The following is a 19,529-nucleotide window of genomic DNA, read 5'->3' as shown; positions in this document are numbered from 1 at the left end:
AGAAATGTTTCACGCTCAGCGAATCCAGCTGTTCCACCGCTGGACAAGCAATCCCATGTTTGCGTTTATCCACTCGGCATTGGGAATGATGACCTTGCTGTCCATCTCCTCTGCAGATGGCAACCCTTCTCGCGCTTCTTTTGACATCATCTCGATGGCGCTGCGACTTGGAGGCGTACACGAAAGCCGCTCGCATGCTTTCGCTTGAGCTTCGGGATGTTCGAGCCAGAAAGCGACGAGTTTGAGTGCATTGTCGTGGTTTTTTGCTCCTTTTATGAGTGCGATTCGGTCGCCAACCAGAAATGCGCCATCGTAAGTCCAGCCGATTTGAAAGCCCTCAGTCTGGAGGGCTTTTGCCCTCGTCAGCCAAATCTGACCGAGACTGTACTCGCCGTTTCGAAAGCCTTGAACGCTCTGGTCGCCGGTCTTCCACCAGAGCTCAACCGCCGGGCGGATGTTTTCAAGTTTCCGCAGAGCTCTATCGACGTCCAAAGGGAAAAGGTCTTGCTTGCTGACACCATCCGCTAGCAGAGCAGCTGCCAATACCCGCCAGGGGTCGTCAAAATTGGGGAACGCCCTTCCTCCAGGAAAACGCTCGGTGTCCCACATGTCGGCCCAATTTTTGGGATTTTCGGCGCCTTCGCTTGGCTTATACGCTAGAAGCGTCGCGGTCGACTGAAGACGCGCACCCCCTCTTGCACAAGCGTCGGAGACCAGATCGATGTTTTGGGTGTACCGCTTACAAAACTGGGTCAAGTCCTCGGTGATGTCGAAGTGGCGCTGGGATCCCGCCTGGATTTCTCCTTCTAAGAACAGATCCCAAGTCACGTTCCCAGTTTGCACCATCGCTGATGCTTTGGCTCGCTTTTCAGCGTCGGTAGCAGAAACTGCTAGGACTTCGATGCCGGTCGCTTTCGTGAAGGGATCGAACCATTCCTCACGTAAAACTTTTTCGTATGTTCCTCCTGTTGTGGCGATGACGACATTTTCAGCCCCTTCTGCGGAAAATGGCATGAGCGCTGTGGCAAGCAGTGTAGCTGCGACCGAATAACCGACCAAAATTTGGCAAGCCTTCGGCGTCTGACCGGAGTGGATCATTTTGAAGTCCTTTCGAGCTGTTGATTATTCTATTTCGAGCGCTTCGCTGTCAGCCGTTGTGCGCAAGCCATGAGAACAAGCGAAAAGGCGATAAGCACGGTTGATGCAGCTGCTATTATAGGTGTCAGATTGAAGTCGATGTCCTCGAACATCTTTCTTCCGATGGACTTGCCTGCGATGTCCGAGATGAAAAAGGAGACTGTCGCATCGTCGAAGGATGCGAGGAATGAGAAGACCGCGGCCGCCGCCACACTCGGGGCGATAATGGGCAATTCTACTAAGAAGAATGCTTGGACACGGTTTGCACCGCAGCTTCTTGCCGCCAGTTCGAGGGTGTTGTCGAGTTTCTGCAATGCAGCGCCGACGACAATCACGACGTACGGAACAGCGAGCACTGTGTGCGCAAGAACGAAGCCGTAAGTCGTGCCAGTCATTCGTAGCGGCGAAAACACCAGATAAAGTGCGACACCGACAACGACGTGCGGAACGATCATGGGACCGAGCGCGAGCGCCTGAAGCGACCCACGGCCCGGCAGCGTGCTTTTCGAGATGGCTAAAGATGCCATAGTTCCGATTAGCGTGGATAATATTGCGGTCAGAAATGCGATCTTCAAGCTAAAGCGAGTGGCGCTCATCCAATCGACATCAGCGAAATACGCTTGATACCATTTCAGGGTTAAGCCGCGCGGCGGGAATTCCAGGTAGGATCCATCATTCAGACTTAACGGAACCACCAACAATGTCGGAAGAACAAGGAATACTAGAATTGCTGTGATGATTGATGCTGAGAGCATCGTCCCCATAACGACTCTTACAGGAGCAAGAGCATGAGGTTGCTTGGTCAGCAAATCGTGCGAGGCGAGGCTGAGGTTGTCAGATACCACTGGTCAATCCTTTGCTAAGTGCTAACGTCTTTCTAAAGAGGATGATGACTGTCAGAGTGAACGCCAACAGAACAGTGGACAGCGCTGCGGCGAACGGCCAATCAAGCAGGACCGTCGTTTGCTGACCTATGAGTGTCGCCATCATCAATGAACCCGGTCCACCGACCAGAGCTGGCGTGACGTAGAAGCCGAGGGCCAGCACAAAGCACATGACGCATCCTGCAAATATCCCAGGGAGCGCCAAGGGCACTGTGATCCTGACGAATGCGTGAATCGGTCCGGATCCGAGGGTTCGCGCCGCGTTTATGAAGTGGTGTGGTATCGCACGCAGGGCGGCATAAATGGGAAGGATCATGAAGGGAAGCAGAACATGCGTCATTGCCAAGATGACTGCACCCTGGGTGTAAATCATCTTTAACGGACTAGAGATCATGCCTGCAGAGATAAGTAATTCGTTGATCAAGCCGTTGCGTTGCAGGAGCACAATCCAGGCGTATGATCTGATGAGTACAGAGGTCCACAAGGGGATGATAACGCAGGCTGCTACGATTGTGGCCCATGGCCCTTTGAGGCGCGTCATAACATATGCGACTGGAAATCCAAGAAGAAGCGCAGCGCCCATAACTGCAACAGCGACAGCGACTGTTGAAAACAGAACAGCTAGGTAAAGCGGTTCGTCTACGATCCTGATGTAGTTGTGGAAGCTCAAATCAGGCAGGCTCAAAGCGACCAATTTGACGAGCGGATAAACGAAACCCGCGAGCATCACCACCAGAAATGGTAATAGCAAAAGTATCGCTGTTGAGTGGGAGTACGTCGTTGCTGAGGAAGGTGCGAGCAATACGCTCTGCCATTGCGGGCGACGTGACTTCTTTAGAAAGACCCTCATGCAGCGCACCTCTCGGATGCAGAGAAACAGGTCAATGTGGTAGGTTCGATGATGACATCGACCTCCTGCCCGGATTCAAAGGGTTCCACGCTGGAGAAGTGGGGTATCTGCGCCTCGACTGCTGGCCGCCCCGGCAGACTTAGACGGACGATCAGTACGTTATGTGGGCCCATAAAGATGGAGTGTTCTACTACACCTGGAATTCGATTTGGTTTCCTTTCCTTGCGTGCCTCTATTCCAATGAGCTCAGGCCTCAAGGCAATCGTCACCCTTTCTTCTTCGCCTGATGAATCCGTTTGAATACCGCAGTCTGCTAGCATTGTGAGAACAGTATTCTCGGATAAACGTATTTGCTGTCCGCCCTCCTTTGTAAAAAGCCTGTCACCTTCGAGAAAATTCATCCTACCCACGAAATCTGCGACAAACATCGACTTTGGCGCTCGGTAAAGCTCAACGGGGGTGCCGATTTGTACAACCCTTCCGCTTTTCATAATGGCGACCCGATCCGACATTGTCAGCGCTTCTTCCTGATCGTGCGTCACGTAGAGAATTGTCGCGCCAACGGATTGCTGAATCCTTTTAATTTCAATCTGCATGGCTTCTCGAAGCTTCTTGTCCAAGGCTCCCAACGGCTCATCCATCAGCATCAGAGGCGGTTCGAAAGCGAGAGCGCGCGCTACAGCAACACGTTGCTGCTGCCCGCCAGACAATTGAGCGGGAAGTCTGTCCGCAAATGAAGCCAGTTGAACAAGTTCAAGCATCTCGTCTGCTCGCGACCGCCATCTCTCTTTCCATCGTTTTTTCAACTTCAAGGGGAAGGCAATGTTCTGTCTTACGGTCAGATGGGGGAAGAGAGCGTACTTTTGGAACACCATACCGATGTCACGGTCATTGGGAGCAAGCTGAGTCACGTTTCTCGAACCGATGAGGATTTCTCCACTGCTCGGCCTCTCGAACCCGGCAACCATGGACAAAATACTTGTCTTGCCGGAGCCGGATGGTCCGAGCACGGAAACGAACTCTCCAGCATTGACGGTTAAATTCAGATCATCGACGGCGAGTGTCTCATCGTATCTTTTTACCAAGCGATTAAGGTGCAAGGTTTCTCCAATCAAAATGTATCCTCCTCATCTTATAGCTGCAGATCAGCCTATGAAGTCAGCGAGTGTGTAAGAACAAAACAGACCCGGCGACGAGACATCCAAAGCGTGGTAGAAATCGGAAATTGGCGTCACATAAGCTTTGCAATTAGTTCACACTCGATTTTTGTGACATCAAAAATAAAGTAAGTCAACAAGGACCGAGGGAAAATGACGGCCAGTACGCGCGATGAGGGTGATGTAGCTGTCCAGGGACAGCGTAAGGGGAACGCCGTGTACGACGTTCTCCGGGAGCGTATGATCAGAGGGCGCTACGCGCCGGGCTATAAGTTCACCGTCAGAGGCGTGGCGGCCGAGTTGGACGTTAGCACGACGCCGGCTCGTGACGCCCTCAATCGGCTCATAACCGAGTCGGCGCTTGTATTTTCAGGGCCTAAAACTCTGGTTGTGCCGACCATAAGTCGTAGTCAGTTGAAGGACATAACGGTCACCCGGATCGCGCTTGAGGGCACTGCTGCTGAATATGGTGCGCGCAACGCGACTGCCGAAACGATAAAAAAATTGCAAGAAATACAAGGATTTATCAATGTTTCATTGGAAGAAGCTAGGTATCAGGACGCGCTCTGGCACAATAAAGAATTTCACTTCGCGGTATATAATCTATGCGGCATGAGCGGCCTGCTGGAGATGATAGAATCGCTGTGGGTGCGCATCGGGCCAACCCTTCTCAATCTGTACCCTGAATTCGCGGAAACTCGCAGCGGCGTGCACAATCATGTCGTCGTGATCGAGGCTCTGATCGAGAAAGACCCGATAAGTGTACGGGCTGCTTTTGAGAACGATATTCGCGACGGTTACAGGAAATTACGTCGAGAAGCGCCAGGCGAACCGGACTGAAGCCTAATCTAATAATTGATGTCACATATTGACTCCTCCTTATTTTGTTGCAACAAAATGTGAAGGGCAGGTAAACCTGTTCTTTAAACTTGATGAGGACAGAGATTATGACATCAAATCGCAGTGCAGCGGCGGCGCTAAAGAGCGGGGGGAAGCGATCGGAGGAACTCTTCGAGCGTGCACGCTCGGTGTTTCCGGGCGGCATCACGAGGGCGACGGTTGAAAGAGATCCTTTTCCCGTCTTCGCCGATTTCGGCGAGGGCGCATATCTAACGGACGTCGATGGGCGCCGTTTTCTTGACCTGAACAACAACTTCACGACGCTTATACATGGTCACGGATTTCCACCTGTGGTCGAGGCGACGGCCGCAGCACTGCGCCGCGGCACGTGTTTTGCCAACCCCATGAGACATGAAATCGAGCTTGCCGAACTATTGGTCGATCGAATTCCTGCGGTTGAGAAAATACGCTTTGTCACGAGCGGTACCGACGCCGTCATGTTTGCGATCAAAGCAGCGCGAGCAGCAACAGGACGGACCGCTGTCGCGCGACTGGCAGGCGCTTATCACGGGGCTTACGACTGGGCGGAAGCCGGACAGAAGACCGCTGGTGGTATGCCGGTTTCAAGCTTCGCTGGTACGCCGAGCCATGTTCTCGACGATGTAATCGTCATTGATTTTAACAATATAGACGATCTGAAACTTAAAGTGGAGGAGAACTCGCATCGTCTTGCCGCACTTCTCATTGATCCCATGCCTAGCCGCGCGGGCCTTATGCGGCCGCATCCCGAATTTCTTGAGACCGTCAACCTCCTGGCGAAGAAACATGGCGTGATACTGATAGCCGACGAGGTTCTCAACTTGCGCCAAGGATTTCATGGAGCCTCCCATCGATACGGTCTTGAACCGGACCTGATTACGATGGGTAAGATTATTGGCGGGGGCTTCCCCATAGGTGCGGTTGGGGGACGCGCTGAAGTCATGAGCCTATTTGCAAGTGACAATAAGATTGCGGGACTGCCACAAGGTGGCACTTTTGCAGCGAATCCTGTTTCGATGATGGCGGGCAAAGTCGCAATGGAGAGTTTGACGAGAGCCACCTTCGAACGGCTCGAAGATCTGGGCGACCGCGTCAGGGGCGGTTTGGCGTCGCGCATTGCCCATCACGGCGCAGCTTTTTTCGTGACTGGCGCTGCTTCGTTATTTCGCATCCATGCCAGTTCAACAGCGTCGGGGACTGTCCGACAGACGCACGCTATTTCCGACGACGAAAAGACACTAAGCCGCCTGCATGGCCATTTCGCAGCAAATGGCATCATCTTGCCGAGAGGAGCGGCAGCCTCGCTCTCTACTCCGATGAGCGAAGCAGATGCGGACCAAATCATTTCCGTCTTTGACGACTTTCTAGTTTCCGATCTTAACAAAGCCGGGGAGGCCGCATAATGCCCACGAATACCTCAAACTTCACGGTTGCGGAGCAGATCGCCATCGGCCTGATGAGGCACGGCGTTGAGTTTATTTTCGGTCAAAGCCTCCCGTCAGCAGTGATCCTGGCTGCCGAGAAACTAGGCATCCGGCAAGTCGCCTACCGGCAGGAAAACATGGGCGGTGCGATGGCTGATGGATATGCCCGTCGTTCGGGGAAAGTGGGAGTTGTTGCGGCCCAAAATGGCCCGGCAGCAGCACTTCTCGTAGCACCCTTGGCGGAAGCCATGAAAGCAAGCGTTCCCGTCATCGCATTAGTACAAGATGTCGAGCGTGATCAGACGGACCGCAACGCATTCCAGGACCTTGATCAGATCAGCCTCTTTCAATCCTGCACGAAATCGGTCAAGCGCATCAATGTAGCGGATCGTGTCGACGATTACATCGACGCAGCGTTTACAGCAGCGACATCCGGAAGACCAGGCCCCGTCGCCCTGCTCCTTCCTGCTGATTTATTACGGGCTAAAGCGGTAACGCAGACACGGGTAAGACGCCACAGCCTCGGAAACTGGCCGCTCGATAGATACAGACCTTCAGATGAGCAAATCAAAATTGCCGCCGATGCGATTGCTGCCGCCCTAAATCCGGTTGTCATCGCAGGAGGTGGCGTCATCACTTCAAACGCAATCGAAGAGTTGAGGCTGCTGCAGGAGAAATGCTCGTTGCCAGTTTTCACAACCAATATGGGGAAGGGGGCGGTGGATGAATTTCACCCACTTTCTGGAGGCGTTTTAGCGTCATTGGTGGGCCCAAAGTCACTGGGATGCCATACGCTTCCAGTAGTCCAAAATGCGGATCTCGTTCTTCTAGTCGGCACAAGAACGAACCAGAACGGAACCGACAGTTGGAGACACTATGGGCAGGACGCAACGATTATACACATTGACGCAGATCCACAGGAGATCGGCCGGAACTATGAAGCGATCCGACTTTTTGGGGATGCGCAAGAAACTCTGAAAGCTTTGCGGCAAAAGCTAGAATCACTTGATCCAGACGGTCGGAACAACTCACGGAAGGGAGTTGAGAAGACGCTCAGCAAATGCTGGGAAGCTTTCAGCGCAGAGCGACAGGTCTACTCAGCCTGCGACAAACAGCCTATGAGACCTGAGCGCGTGATGGCGGAGCTTCAGACGCTCATCGGTCCGGATACCACGGTTGTCGCAGACGCGAGTTACTCATCGATGTGGGTGATCGGTCAATTACGCATCTCATCTCCTCAAACTCGTATCATAACGCCTCGAGGCCTTGCTGGGCTTGGTTGGGGAGTCCCGCTAGCTATCGGAGCGAAAGTGGCAGCGCCCTTGAGTGACGTTGTCGCACTAGTGGGCGACGGCGGTTTTGCTCACAGCTGGGCGGAAATCGAAACGCTTGTGCGCATGAACATCCCGATCACGATCATCGTGTTGAACAACGGTATTCTGGGCTTCCAGAAAGACGCAGAGACCGTGAAATTCGGAGCGTACACAACAGCGTGCCATTTCGCCGACGTCGATCACGGCGCCATTGCTCGTGCGTGCGGTTGCGAAGCAGTCTACGTGTCTGGACCGGACCAACTTATCACAGCACTTGCTAAGATTAAGAGCAGGACATCACCACTGTTGATCGAGGTGAAAACGGATCCTGACGCCCATCCGGCCTTGTCTCTGTTCGCACAGATGGACAGCGCGGCATGATCGAACCCCGGGAGAGAAGGACGGCAATTGTCGCTGGTGGCACGTCAGGAATCGGTCTGTCGGTCGTCCAACGACTTCTCGATCTTGGCTACAGGGTAGCCGCATTTGGCCATACGGAGAGCGCGTCGCAAGCGGCGCGCTCCACTTTGGGCGAAGCGCTTGCCTCAGGCAGGGCGCTGATCGGGAAAGTGGATGTCAAAGCCCCGCGGGAGGTCACCCTTTTTTGCCAGACGGTCGGCACAGTTTGGGGAAGTGCAGACACAATGGTCTACTGTGTCGGCATCTCCCCGAAAGATGCGAATGGCAGTGCAAGAAGGTTTGGGGACGTACACGTCAGCGAATGGGATGAGGTCATTGCCACGAACTTGACTGGAGCGTTTCTGTGCGCGCAAGCGACGATTGGGGCGATGGCGAGTAAAGGCTTCGGTCGAATCGTGCTGATCGGTTCGCTTGCAGCTCGCACCCGTCCTCGAGTCGCTGGCGTCGCTTATGCGGTTTCAAAAGCGGGACTAGGCGGACTTGCAAGGGCTCTAGTCAGCGAATTTGCGAGCGCAGGCGTCACCGTAAACGTGGTCGCTCCTGGCCGTATCATGACTCCGATGTCCGGATCGCCAATCAGCCCCATAAATATTGAAGCGATGAAACGTATCCCTACAGGTCGATTGGGAGTGACGGAAGACGTTTCCGCTGCAGTTGCTTTTCTAGTTTCGGAAGAGGCAGGCTTCATAAACGGGGCGATTCTGGACGTTAACGGCGGCGAGTTTGTACCAACCTGAGGCCTAATGGGAGCAGCGAGAATGCGTCCTATCATCGTTCACACCACCGACCCTGAACTTTACCTCATACTCCGATACGTGCTTCAGCAGGCAGAGCATACGGTAGAAATTGCCTCAAGCATCGACGGGATAGTCGCCAAGACTGAGACGATGGCATGTAAGGGAGCAGCCATACTGGCACTCCCTGCATGTACTCTCATAGCCGCAGCAAATCGGCTTCAAGTTCATCGCACACATTTGGACTTGGTCGCTTTTCCGTTTGCCGAAGAGCGCTTGGCTTATGATGCAAATCAACTCTTCGACTTTGTGATCAAACGCCCTTTCGAACCGCAAGAACTTTTGGATTTTTTGCGCAGTGACGAAGTTGAACTTGGTGACCCACGCGGCTCAGAAATAATTCGCTTTGCTGATGTCCAGATAGATGTTGCGGCAAGACGGGTGAAGCGCGGCAGTTCTCGGATTGAACTTTCTCCACTTCATTTCCGGCTCCTGCAGCATCTCGCAGAAAACGTCAACCGCGTCGTCAGCCGTGAAGATCTTATTGACGCCTGCTGGCCCGCGGGGGCGAACGTCGAGCCCCGGACTGTAGATATTCACATTGGTCGGATAAGGCACAAGCTGTGCTCAGGTGGCAGCGACTTGATCAGGACCATTCGTGGAGAGGGCTATGTCCTCGAATAATGCCATTGCTCGAAAGTTGTTCAGTACGATACCCGTCATACGATAAGTTGACTACGCCCGTGCGTATGCCCGATGCGGTCATCGAGTGGATAGTTATTTCACGCAGTTCGCCAGCGTGCCTCACGTCTTGATGGGCAGTGAACGCTGCCGCGGAGCTAAACTCTACAGGTTTGAGTCTTCTAGGCCCTGTTGACAAAGTATGGCAGCCATATCTTTGCGGCGGCCAGGGCAAGGAATGCTGAGAAGGATGTTCGTGTCTTGTCGTATCGGGTCGCAACGCGACGGAATTGCTTGAGGCGATTGAACATCCGCTCGATGCGGTTCCTGTCCTCGTAAACCCTGAAGTCGCAGACAGGCGGGTTCTTCCGGTTGGCCCTCGGCGGAATGACTGGTCTGATCCCATGGATCAGGAGTTCCTCGCGCAGAAAATCACCATCGTAGCCCTTGTCAGCGAGTAACAGCCTCGGCTTGCCGACTGGTATCGCCAGCAGGTCAGAAACAGCATTGTGGTCGGAAGCCTCTCCGCCTGTCAGGATGGAGCCGAGAGAGCGTCCCTGACCGTCCGCGCGGGCGTGGATTTTCGTCGAAAAGCCGCCACGTGATCGACCAAAAGCTTCCTTAAAAGTCCCCTTCAGCGCCCGCAGCCTGAGAGTGGCCGCGAACTAAGGTGCTGTCGATCATGTGCTGCCGGTCATCGACCAGCGTTTCAAGCAGTGCATCCCACACCCCTTGTTCCGACCAGCGGCGGAAGCGCACATAGACGGAATTCCACTTTCCGTAGCGCTCATGCATGTCGCGCCAGGGCCGCCGACCCGCAGAACATGTAGTATGCCGTTCAGATATCGTCGATTGTCATGCGCGAGCCGGGACTTTCTACCACGCTCCGCCGGCAAAGCCCTTGAATCACGCTTCCGCTTATTTGGGAATCAGCTTGTGTAACAGGACTTGGGCCGGATTTACTCCGTCTTCAAGAAATACCCTGTTGCGTACGGCCTCCCTCGCGATCGCACTAGAGTGAGAACGCTCCGGCCTGGTCGGGCAGCGTCCGCCAACGAGTCTACCACGTGCCGCTCCAAATCGATCTCAAACAGCCAGACGGAAGTGCCGCTTGACAACGGTACGGTCATGCGTGATTGTACCGATCGGTAAACATGGTACCAATCGGTACAAAGGCCTCAACTAGACAAGGAACTGAAGATGTCACGTCCCCCACTTCCCCCTTTCACTCGCGAAACTGCCATCGAAAAGGTTCGGCTGGCCGAAGACGGCTGGAACACTCGAGACGCGGCCAAAGTCGCTCTGGCGTATACGCTCGACACCCGCTGGCGGAACCGCGTCGAGTTCGCCAGCAATCGCGAAGAAGCTCAGGCATTTCTGATACGTAAGTGGAACAAGGAGCACGAATACCGCCTCATAAAGGAGCTTTGGGCTTTCACCGATAACCGCATCGCGGTACGCTACGCGTATGAATATCGCGACGATGGCGGCCGCTGGTACCGCGCATATGGTAACGAGAACTGGGAATTCGCAGAGGACGGTCTCATGGCGCATAGACACGCGAGCATCAATGAAATGCCTATTGCTGAAAGCGATCGTCTGTTCCACTGGCCTCTTGGCCGTCGGCCGGATGATCACGCCAGCCTCAGCGATCTGGGCCTCTAATCATGGCCCGCATTGTCGCTGAAAGAGCCGACGTCATAGCCCCGTTGGCCGAAGTTTTCCGCGAACATGGCTACGAAGGCGCAAGCCTTGCCTTGATCGGCAAGGCTACTGGTCTCGGCAAGGGCAGCCTCTACCACTTCTTTCCGAACGGAAAAGAAGAGATGGTGCGGGCCGTTCTCGGCGAAATTGGCCAATGGTTCGAGGATGCCGTATATTCTCCGTTGCGTAACGAGAGCGATGTTAATGGCGCCATCTGTGCGATGCTCGCCTCGACGGACCAATATTTCAAGTCCGGCAGGCGCGTTTGCCTCGTCGGCGCCTTGGCAGTGGCCAATACGCGTGACCTCTTCGCGCAAGCCATCCGAGGTTATTTCGTAGCTTGGGTGGACGCATTGCAGTCAGCGCTTATTCGGCAGGGCCGTGAAGCCGATCAATCGCGCCTCCTCGCGGAAGAGGCAGTTCTTGCCATACAGGGAGCAATCGTACTTTCTCGGGCAATGGACGATCCGGCCGTTTTTCAACGGGCTATCGACCGTTTCCGGAGACGGTTGGTGATCGAAAGCGATGCCTCTGACAACGAAGGCACAACCGACGTTTCACCGCAAAATGAAGGTCGGCTTGTCTAAGATTGGCGGAGATAACAACACAACGCGGAGCGGCAGGATTTCGGGCAATCCTGCCACTCCACGAGCGGTCAAAGGCCAGCGGCAGGAGTTTCGACAAAGCGTCCGCAGGGAGATGGGACAAAACTTTGTCAATAGAGCCTAGCGAACAGCAGCGAAGTGTCGCATCATCATATAGCCTTGATCAAGAACTCAGGAATTTGCCACCTAAGCCTAGTTGATCGTCGTGAGCTTCTTGAATACGGCGGTCCAGAAACTGAATTCTTCTGCGTCACCTTCAAGGCGTGCATCCAGGGCGCAAAACGCAACAGCTGTGGCTGCCTGCTCGCCGAACACGCACCGAACGAAGTCAGCCGCTGAGTTGAGACGCGCATCGTTCACTCGATAGCGGGGACCGCGTGAATGTCTCACCGTGTAGCTCGAATATGTCATTGTGCCTCCTACGCCCAGACGCAGGATTTAGGATGGAGCCGGGCGTTTTGGCTCATAAATGAGATACAGGCAATTGCTGTATTTTCGCCCCTTGGCTCCCCGCACCGTGACTTCAAACATTTGATAAGTGACACACCGCGTAAGCTGACGCAGATTTTGATGTCACAAATTTGTGGGAATTTCAACCAAAGTTAAATTTTCAGATGATTTCTGGTAGTTAAAATCGTTCTGTAAATGGAATAAGCGATATTCTCGAATATTTTGTGACATCAAAAAATGATGCGCATGGGTAATGCTTGCGAGGAGATCATGGCCGAGAACACGACTGAGTGGTTGAGGATAGCCGTCTACACAAACAATCCGGACTATTTCGCCATCCTGAAACATATTCTCAACGGCGCGGGCTTCAGCGCTCTTCTGTGCAATCGAAAAGATCTGGAAGAAAAATTGTCGGTCTGCTGCGTTGCAGGCATCGTCTTGGACGCGGAGGTGGACGATGCAGTCAGCATTTGTCGGTTGGTCAAGTCCAGGGATGCCAGCAGAACTCTGCCGCTTCTTGCTGCAATCCCCAATGGAAACACTGAACTCTATATGTCGCTGATGAGGGAGGGTGCGGATCAGTGCCTTATCCGGCCCTTTTGGCCGCCACATCTCGTAGCTTTCCTGAAAAGCCTAAATCACCCCCTTGGAAACCAAGGCGATCGATCGGCAATGAGTGAAGCATCTCACCTGGGGCCAATCGAGGTTGACCACAGCCGAAAACAGGCAATTGTTTACGGTAAGTCACTGCATCTCGGTCCAACCGAATTTAAAATCCTGTCGCACCTGCTGACCGACCCAGGCAGAGTGTTCAGCAGAAAAGATCTGATCGAAAACGCTTGGCCACCCGAAGTCTACGTGCAGTTACGGACGGTAGATGTACATGTCGGTCGACTTAGAAGACAACTTCACACTGCCATTGGTAGAAATGTCATCCGGACAGCCAGAACCAGCGGCTACGCTATCGAGCTCGATATGCACGAAGGGGGTCTGCCATCGACCGAAATATAAAATCTGGCGTCGCAAAGGTTTCATTTAAAATTCCGATGCCGTTCGTTGAACGACGTCGATTTTAGTCGAAGCTCCTCAGCATGTTAAATTTGCGGAGGAGCCAACCGATGATGACCGATCTAAAGAAGTCCGATCACCCCAAACGCAATACCCGAGATCTCATCAATCATGCGCAAAGCTATTTCTCAGCAGCTCACAATCAGGGCCTGATGGCACTCTATGCCACCCCCGGTGAAGGTCGCGCTGTGGACATAATTTACGATGGCCAGTCGGTGCGCAGGGTGATCGATTTTGTAAGATGCTCATATCTTGGCCTGGACAATCATCCAGCCATTATCGAAGGTGCTATCGACGCCCTGAAGAAGTACGGCACTCTCCACTGGTCTTGCGCTCGAACCCGGCTTAATTTTGCTATGCTTGCTGATCTGGAAGAACGACTCTCCAGTCTTTTTCAAGCGCGCGTTGTCACGTACACCACTGTGCTTGCGGCCAACATGGGAGCTTTACCAATCATTGCGTCGGGACACCTCACGTCGGGGAGGAAACCGCTCATGGTGTTCGACCGTCACGCTCACGCAACGCTCGCCTTTCACAAAGGTACTCTAGCGCTCGAAACACGCGTGGAAACAATCCCTCACAATGATATGAACGCGCTTGAAGACTTATGTCGTGCAAACGAGGCGGTGGCTTACATCTGCGACGGCGTTTACTCGATGGGCGGTAGCGCTCCGATTGCTGAGCTGAGGACACTCCAAGAGCGATATGGCCTTTTCCTCTATATCGACGATGCCCATGGAGTTTCAATTTGGGGCAAGACGGGTGAGGGGTTTGCGCGCTCGCAGTTGGCAGGACGACTGCACGAACGGACAATCATAGCGGCGTCTCTGGGCAAAGGTTTTGGCGCTTCGGGAGGGCTTCTAATGCTCTCGACAGCTCGGCAGGAAGAGCTGTTCCGGCGATACTCGGTAGCACATGCTTTTTCCGCCTCGCTCAATGTCGCAGCGATTGGCGCTGCGAATGCCTCGGCTCAGCTTCACCACACGGATGTGTTGGCCCATCGACAAGCTGTCCTGCAAGCCAATCTCGCAATATTCGACGATCTAATCCAGACGCAGCAAAGCGGCGCATTGCTCCCTATTCGAACGATCCATCTGGGGTCGGAAGATCGAGCCGTGTCCGTCGTACGGCAGATGCTGGATGATGGGTTCTACACCTCGGCAATATTCTTTCCGACAGTTGCTAAGGGACGGGCAGGCGTTCGGGTTTGCCTTACCGCGTCCCACGACGGAGCGGACGTTCGACGGCTCTGCGAAGCTATCTCTAAGTCCTGATGTTACCCTTTAAGGCACTCGTCATGAAAACATCACTCAATCGTCCCGGGAGAGCCACAGCATGAATGCGTGGTTCACCAAGCTGCTCGACGTGACAGCGCTGCCAGGCGCCGCAGATCAGATATGCGAAAGGATTGTGCAACTTACCACGGAAGGGGGCTTCTCGTACTTCTGTTATCTCAGGCTCAAGGGCGAAACCATCGACTACAAGACGAATTTGCCTCCTGATTGGCAAGAAACGTTTCTGAGTAATCGACGCATACTCCAGGACCCGGAAGTCATAAACGCACGGCGGCGACGCGTGATCTATTCCTGGTCACAAGAGAACCAACTGAAACATTCCACTGAGCCGGTCAAGTCAATGCGCAGCGTGTCGAAAAAGTTAGGTATCCGGAGCGGAGTGACCGTACCAATCGCTACCGGCTTTGGCCATCAAGTGATTTTCTCGCTGTATTCTCCATCCGAAGTGCGACGAGACGTCTCCGATACAGATCCAGTGCTAGCGGCCACAGCAGTAGCGCAGCTTCATGCCCGCCTGGAGCACGTGCGGACACGAACAACGGCTGCGAGACTGAATGCGAGAGAGGCCAGATGCCTTCGTTGGATCGCTGAAGGAAAAAGTATTTCGGTCGTAGCTGATCTGGAAGGGCTATCTTATGGAGGTGTTAGGTTCGTCATCCAAAACGCGAAGGAAGCACTAGGAGTAGTATCACTCCCTCAAGCGACGGCGGCGGCAAAGGAGCTGAAATTGATATGAGTGATCGTAACCAGGTTTATGGCCATTGCGGGAGCGTTGCGAAGAGCGCTGTGGTTGCGCTCGATCGAAATCGTGGAACCGCATCGGGCACCTTAACGGTAGTAAGCTTCCGGTGACGGCCGCAGGTCAGGCCGCTTGAGCGTTGATGGTCGGCGGTATCCCATTCCAAGGAAGCAGTTGCTCCAGCTTGGTTAACGGGGTGTCCGCGATGCGGGCAAGAATCAGGTGCGCGTACCGCATGGCACACTCATCCCCTTGGACAAACCTTGCCGGTTACCTCGGTGCTTGGATTGGTCCAGCGCGAAGGTGGGCGATAGAAGGATTTCATCCGGGCGATGTTGTTTGGTTTCCACACGGCGAGAAGCATTGGCACGGCGCAACGGCCACGACTGCCATGTCCCACATAGCCATCGACAAATTCTAGGACGGCCGGGCGGTAGACTGGATGGACAAGGTTACGAACGATCAATATCTCGGCAAATAGATGTTAGCTCAGCACCATTGGTCGCGGGACTCTCAAGCCTATCGTGATGTGCTTATCAACGGTGGTCAGGGAATATCCGTTCTGCGGCTTCAGACAACGCTGTTGGTCGTGCAAAGATCGCGCAGGACTCCAAAAAGAGGAAATCAGGCGCATGTCTTACGCGAATGATATCGCTAAGACCAAGTGATAATTGTAAAGTCGCTTCTGCCCTAAATGTGCTGACACCGAAGCAATCATCAACGATCTCTCATATTGTCATAGTGCAAAGTTGCAGCCTCGACCTTGTCCCCATTGGCTGCTGCCCACGAGCACAACGCTTCGAATGGCTCCCGCAGTGAGTGCCCCAAGGGCGTGATTGCATATTCAACGCCAATTGGCTGCGTTGGAAGTACGGTTCTGGTCACCAGACCGTTTCGCTCAAGTCGTTTCAAAGCGTCGGCCAGCGCCTTGTGTGTGATCCCGTCAAGACGACGCTTGATTTCATTGAAGCGTGAAGGTTTGGGACAGATCACTGTGAGGATCATGATCGTCCATTTGTCAGCAATTTTATCTAGCACTGGCCGAACCAGCGGCATGTCGCAGAGTGCTCGCTGGGAGAGGTGTTCGAGGTCGGTATAGTCGTCCATATCTAGGCTATTCCAAGTGCGTAATTGATATCAGATATCTACCGTATATCATTTGATGACCATGTAGTGAAAGGATTTACGATGGCTCGAATGAACAATAAAGTGGCACTGGTCGTTGGCGGCGCGAAGGGTATTGGTCTGGCGATTGCAGAGCGACTTTTTGCAGAAGGCGCGAATGTCTTCATCACCAGTCGCAGAGGTGAAGATGCTGAAACAGCTGCCCAAGGGATCGGCAATGGCGTTGTCGGTATTGCCGCAGACGCCGGCTCTCCAGAAGACATGGTCGCTGCTGTCGAAACCGTCCGCAAAGCATACGGTCGTGTCGATGCGCTTGTTTTGAATGCAGGCCTCTCGGAGCCTTCAGAGATCGCCAAAATAACGCCTGAGCACTTCGACCGCCACTTTGACGTCAATGTCCGAGGTATGGTGTTCGGCTTCCAGGCGGCTCTCCGCGCCATGACAGAAGGCGGCTCGGTCGTGCTCGTTGGCTCCATTGCCGGAAGCGCGGGATACGCGGGTTATGGTACCTACTGCGCGACCAAAGCAGCGGTTCGCTCCTATGCCAGAACCTGGACAGCAGAACTCGCTCCCAAAGGTATTCGCGTCAACGTAGTTGCACCCGGCCCGACAGATACGGACATGATGGCTTCTGTCGCAGAAGACACACGCGCGGCGATTGTCGCTCCGATTCCGATGGGCCGTATGGCACGACCCTCAGAGGTCGCTGCAGCCGCCTTGTTCTTGCTGAGCGATGACGCGAGCTACATTGCGGGCGCTGAACTTTGCGTGGACGGGGGCCTGCTGCAGGTCTAAGCCGCCACCGACACGCGGCACCCGATCTTGAATTGGTCGGGTGCCGCACGATCTGCTCGACTCATGTTTCGACCGGGCTCACTTGTGCCATGATTGGAAGCTCATCGGCACTATGCTTTCAGACGGCTTTATCGAATGCATCTGCCTCTGTTTGAGTAGTGAAGGTGAATGTGATCACCTCACTGTCATCATCTTGGCGGATACCCACCGCCGTCACAATTAAGCGAGCGATTTCATCTTGAGCTTCACTTCCTGTCCGAGATGCATTCACCGCTTTCTCGACAGCCGGTGCGAACACTTCACTGATCACACCCAGACGCATGTTGTGTTTCATGATGATATTCCGGTCTTCGATGATCGCTGCCTGTTCCGCTTTCGCAATTCCGGCATTTTCCATTGCAGTTATCGTGGCATTCGTCGCGAGCCGGATCGGACCCTCGTCGAGCCAAAGGTCAACCATCTGCTGGAACTGCTGCATACGCGCAGCGGGTATCGTTTTCTGTACAGTGATCGACATCTGCATTCCTTTGTCAGCGTCCGTGCATACCGGTGCCTGCGCCCTGGGTTAAGGGACCGGCTTCGCAACCATCAGGCTTGTGCAAGAGCGGTGTAAGAGATCAAGTAGCAAGCTTCAATGGGCTTTTGCTACGTAGTGGACGACGCGATGGGCCTGATTTCGAGTTAGAGCGACGCTACCATGTCGCTTTCTTCACGAGTTTTCTGGTTGATTTCCGCAGAACGTGAGACTTGCTAATGGGAACTGACTTGATCGACGAGCTTCAGGCCGTCATCGACTCGTTTTGGGCTCGAACAAAACTGAGTGACAGTGTTAGCGTAGAACGTTCCAGTCGAGATTTTGGCTACCCGCATGTCGAAGTGGTGAAAGGGAAGTTCGACATAGTCATAACGGAGAGAGGTCAGGAAGTTCAGCGGTTACCACGACTGAGCATGATGGAAGCGGCAAGGTGGTATCTTGTGCAAATGGCGCGGGAGCAGGCTAGCAAGCTTGAACTGAGTTTGAGAACCAAGCCGGAAGATGCCCGCCTTTACCGTACGGATTGGTTGATGACGGGTACTCGCGGTGGAATCGGATGGCTCCCACAATTGAGATCATGCATCGTATATCGCCCGAGTTCGGAAAACGACTTCAAAAACACTTTACTCCGTTCTCCGCTAGAGCATTACGAGAAGCGAACTCAAGATATCCGTTACGGGCGACGGGCCATCCAAAGACAGCGATGATTAGAGCGTTCTGCCTCGCTCTGTTCGTTTTTTTGGGTGGCGATACCTACGATGACTTCTGTGCGCTACAGTACAATCCAGTATCAAAGTGCAGAACCCGCCTCACCAATCTCATTTAGCACCTGCCTCTATCAAGGAACCATATATGCCTTGGCAGGATTTACCGGTGGCATCATCAAGGGAGTCACCAGATGGCATTCATCGAAGCAAAAGACGGTACAAAACTGCATGTCAAGGATATGGGGCAAGGCCGCCCTGTTCTCTTGATCCACGGCTGGCCGCTGACTGGAGACATGTTCGAATATCAAACCGTTGCCCTGTTGGAGTCTGGCTTCCGCGTTATTACCTATGACCGCCGCGGTTTTGGTCAGTCAGGACACCCGGCGAGCGGCTACGATTACGACACCTTCGCCGATGACCTTGCAGCCGTAATCGATGGCCTTGAACTTCAGGGCGTCGCCTTGGTCGGTTTCTCCATGGGTGGTGGCGAGATTGCCCGTTATCTTTCACGCCATGGCGCGTCAAAAGTATCTAAAACCGTTCTCGTCGCCTCAGTCGCCGGTTATTTGCTTAAGGATGAGACCAATCCTGATGGTGTAGATGTCAGCGTCTTTGAGGGCATGAAATCGGATATTCGCAAGGACCGTTTCGAATTCTTGCAAACCTTTGCCAAAACGTTCTACGGGGTCGGCTTCGTTACGAGCCCGGTCAGCCAGGGCGTACTGAATTGGTCCTTCGTTCTTGGCGTCATGGCAAGCCCGAAGGCCACAATCGACTGCGTTGACGCATTTGGCAAGACGGATTTCCGACCGGATTTCGCCGCTTTTACAGTTCCCACGCTCGTCATACACGGGACGGGCGACAAGACGGTGCCAATCGACCCGACAGGTCGTGCCGCAGCAAAGGGTATCGCCGGAGCAAAGCTGATTGAGTATGATGGTGAGCCTCATGGGCTGTTTGCCACTGTGCCAAATCGCTTAAACCAAGACCTGATCGAATTTCTCGCTTAATTTGATCGGTGGGCGCA

The 19,529-nt window shown here is 53.8% G+C and carries 21 protein-coding genes and 1 pseudogene; 13 read left to right on the top strand and 9 right to left on the bottom strand.

The window, feature by feature from the left end; translation table 11 throughout:
- Positions 1 to 15: 15 nt before the first annotated feature.
- From ASF69_RS21890 to ASF69_RS21875, 4 genes are all read right to left on the bottom strand, one after another.
- Positions 16 to 1,014 (bottom strand): ABC transporter substrate-binding protein, encoded by a 999-nt coding sequence (locus tag ASF69_RS21890; protein ID WP_244475573.1) that lies wholly within the window; start codon positions 1,012 to 1,014, stop codon positions 16 to 18.
- A 113-nt stretch (positions 1,015 to 1,127) separates the two neighbouring features.
- Positions 1,128 to 1,901, bottom strand: coding sequence for an ABC transporter permease (locus ASF69_RS21885; RefSeq protein ID WP_082469844.1), 774 nt, complete (start codon positions 1,899 to 1,901; stop codon positions 1,128 to 1,130).
- Positions 1,902 to 1,971: 70 nt separating this feature from the next.
- Positions 1,972 to 2,871, bottom strand: coding sequence for an ABC transporter permease (locus tag ASF69_RS21880; protein ID WP_062590629.1), 900 nt, complete (start codon positions 2,869 to 2,871; stop codon positions 1,972 to 1,974).
- On the bottom strand, positions 2,868 to 3,986 hold the full coding sequence (locus ASF69_RS21875; RefSeq protein ID WP_062590627.1) for an ABC transporter ATP-binding protein: 1,119 nt from the start codon (positions 3,984 to 3,986) through the stop codon (positions 2,868 to 2,870). Before ASF69_RS21875 ends, ASF69_RS21880 begins: the two co-directional genes overlap by 4 nt.
- Before the next feature lie 195 nt (positions 3,987 to 4,181).
- Here ASF69_RS21875 and ASF69_RS21870 point away from each other — a divergent pair, with 195 nt between their 5' ends.
- The 5 genes from ASF69_RS21870 to ASF69_RS21850 all read left to right on the top strand — a co-directional run bounded on the left by ASF69_RS21870 (position 4,182) and on the right by ASF69_RS21850 (position 9,482).
- Positions 4,182 to 4,868 carry a GntR family transcriptional regulator gene (locus ASF69_RS21870; protein WP_062590625.1) on the top strand — a complete coding sequence of 229 codons (687 nt, stop codon included), beginning with the start codon at positions 4,182 to 4,184 and terminating at the stop codon, positions 4,866 to 4,868.
- Positions 4,869 to 4,975: 107 nt separating this feature from the next.
- Entirely contained in the window at positions 4,976 to 6,310 is a 1,335-nt protein-coding gene (locus tag ASF69_RS21865) for an aspartate aminotransferase family protein (RefSeq protein ID WP_062590623.1), read from the top strand.
- On the top strand, positions 6,310 to 8,025 hold the full coding sequence (locus tag ASF69_RS21860) for an acetolactate synthase catalytic subunit (RefSeq protein WP_062590621.1): 1,716 nt from the start codon (positions 6,310 to 6,312) through the stop codon (positions 8,023 to 8,025). Before ASF69_RS21865 ends, ASF69_RS21860 begins: the two co-directional genes overlap by 1 nt.
- The gene (fabG, locus tag ASF69_RS21855; protein WP_062590620.1) at positions 8,022 to 8,801 is read left to right on the top strand and encodes a 3-oxoacyl-ACP reductase FabG; all 780 of its coding nucleotides are present in this window, start codon (positions 8,022 to 8,024) and stop codon (positions 8,799 to 8,801) included. The genes ASF69_RS21860 and fabG overlap by 4 nt, the downstream gene beginning before the upstream one ends.
- Before the next feature lie 21 nt (positions 8,802 to 8,822).
- Positions 8,823 to 9,482: a response regulator transcription factor gene (locus ASF69_RS21850; protein ID WP_062590617.1), complete on the top strand. Its 660-nt coding sequence runs from the start codon at positions 8,823 to 8,825 to the stop codon at positions 9,480 to 9,482.
- A gap of 179 nt (positions 9,483 to 9,661) precedes the next feature.
- On the opposite strand, the gene ASF69_RS23685 is transcribed toward ASF69_RS21850, so the two are convergent.
- On the bottom strand, positions 9,662 to 10,060 hold the full coding sequence (locus tag ASF69_RS23685) for an IS5 family transposase (RefSeq protein ID WP_244475572.1): 399 nt from the start codon (positions 10,058 to 10,060) through the stop codon (positions 9,662 to 9,664).
- Between the two features lie 40 nt (positions 10,061 to 10,100).
- Positions 10,101 to 10,274 carry a hypothetical protein gene (locus ASF69_RS23680; RefSeq protein ID WP_244475558.1) on the bottom strand — a complete coding sequence of 58 codons (174 nt, stop codon included), beginning with the start codon at positions 10,272 to 10,274 and terminating at the stop codon, positions 10,101 to 10,103.
- Between the two features lie 405 nt (positions 10,275 to 10,679).
- On the opposite strand from ASF69_RS23680, the gene ASF69_RS21840 reads away from it, so the two are divergent.
- Together ASF69_RS21840 and ASF69_RS21835 are read left to right on the top strand one after the other, a co-directional pair.
- Positions 10,680 to 11,144 carry a DUF1348 family protein gene (locus ASF69_RS21840; protein ID WP_062590616.1) on the top strand — a complete coding sequence of 155 codons (465 nt, stop codon included), beginning with the start codon at positions 10,680 to 10,682 and terminating at the stop codon, positions 11,142 to 11,144.
- Between the two features lie 2 nt (positions 11,145 to 11,146).
- The gene (locus tag ASF69_RS21835) at positions 11,147 to 11,770 is read left to right on the top strand and encodes a TetR/AcrR family transcriptional regulator (protein ID WP_062590614.1); all 624 of its coding nucleotides are present in this window, start codon (positions 11,147 to 11,149) and stop codon (positions 11,768 to 11,770) included.
- A 210-nt stretch (positions 11,771 to 11,980) separates the two neighbouring features.
- Here ASF69_RS21835 and ASF69_RS23220 read toward each other — a convergent pair whose 3' ends face one another.
- The gene (locus ASF69_RS23220) at positions 11,981 to 12,199 is read right to left on the bottom strand and encodes a hypothetical protein (protein WP_156462153.1); all 219 of its coding nucleotides are present in this window, start codon (positions 12,197 to 12,199) and stop codon (positions 11,981 to 11,983) included.
- A 309-nt stretch (positions 12,200 to 12,508) separates the two neighbouring features.
- Here ASF69_RS23220 and ASF69_RS21830 point away from each other — a divergent pair, with 309 nt between their 5' ends.
- The 4 genes and pseudogenes from ASF69_RS21830 to ASF69_RS22935 all read left to right on the top strand — a co-directional run.
- Positions 12,509 to 13,249: a response regulator transcription factor gene (locus ASF69_RS21830; protein ID WP_062590851.1), complete on the top strand. Its 741-nt coding sequence runs from the start codon at positions 12,509 to 12,511 to the stop codon at positions 13,247 to 13,249.
- 107 nt (positions 13,250 to 13,356) lie between these two features.
- Complete coding sequence (locus tag ASF69_RS21825; RefSeq protein WP_062590611.1) at positions 13,357 to 14,580, top strand: aminotransferase class I/II-fold pyridoxal phosphate-dependent enzyme; 1,224 nt, start codon at positions 13,357 to 13,359, stop codon at positions 14,578 to 14,580.
- A 61-nt stretch (positions 14,581 to 14,641) separates the two neighbouring features.
- Positions 14,642 to 15,337 carry an autoinducer binding domain-containing protein gene (locus ASF69_RS21820; RefSeq protein ID WP_062590610.1) on the top strand — a complete coding sequence of 232 codons (696 nt, stop codon included), beginning with the start codon at positions 14,642 to 14,644 and terminating at the stop codon, positions 15,335 to 15,337.
- A gap of 218 nt (positions 15,338 to 15,555) precedes the next feature.
- A pseudogene (locus tag ASF69_RS22935) lies at positions 15,556 to 15,761 on the top strand (cupin domain-containing protein); the annotation flags it as partial.
- A gap of 296 nt (positions 15,762 to 16,057) precedes the next feature.
- Here ASF69_RS22935 and ASF69_RS21815 read toward each other — a convergent pair.
- Entirely contained in the window at positions 16,058 to 16,447 is a 390-nt protein-coding gene (locus tag ASF69_RS21815; protein ID WP_062590608.1) for a helix-turn-helix domain-containing protein, read from the bottom strand.
- Between the two features lie 81 nt (positions 16,448 to 16,528).
- On the opposite strand from ASF69_RS21815, the gene ASF69_RS21810 reads away from it, so the two are divergent.
- Positions 16,529 to 17,260 carry an SDR family oxidoreductase gene (locus ASF69_RS21810; RefSeq protein WP_062590606.1) on the top strand — a complete coding sequence of 244 codons (732 nt, stop codon included), beginning with the start codon at positions 16,529 to 16,531 and terminating at the stop codon, positions 17,258 to 17,260.
- 118 nt (positions 17,261 to 17,378) lie between these two features.
- Here ASF69_RS21810 and ASF69_RS21805 read toward each other — a convergent pair whose 3' ends face one another.
- Positions 17,379 to 17,777 (bottom strand): hypothetical protein, encoded by a 399-nt coding sequence (locus ASF69_RS21805; protein ID WP_062590849.1) that lies wholly within the window; start codon positions 17,775 to 17,777, stop codon positions 17,379 to 17,381.
- 916 nt (positions 17,778 to 18,693) lie between these two features.
- On the opposite strand from ASF69_RS21805, the gene ASF69_RS21795 reads away from it, so the two are divergent.
- Positions 18,694 to 19,512, top strand: coding sequence for an alpha/beta hydrolase (locus tag ASF69_RS21795; RefSeq protein WP_062590602.1), 819 nt, complete (start codon positions 18,694 to 18,696; stop codon positions 19,510 to 19,512).
- Positions 19,513 to 19,529: the final 17 nt, after the last annotated feature.

The sequence above is a fragment of the Rhizobium sp. Leaf311 genome (assembly GCF_001423445.1).
Taxonomy (GTDB): Bacteria; Pseudomonadota; Alphaproteobacteria; order Rhizobiales; family Rhizobiaceae; genus Agrobacterium.
The sequence above is the reverse complement of the archived record's forward strand: the minus strand, read 5'-3'. Positions and strand labels throughout refer to the sequence as shown.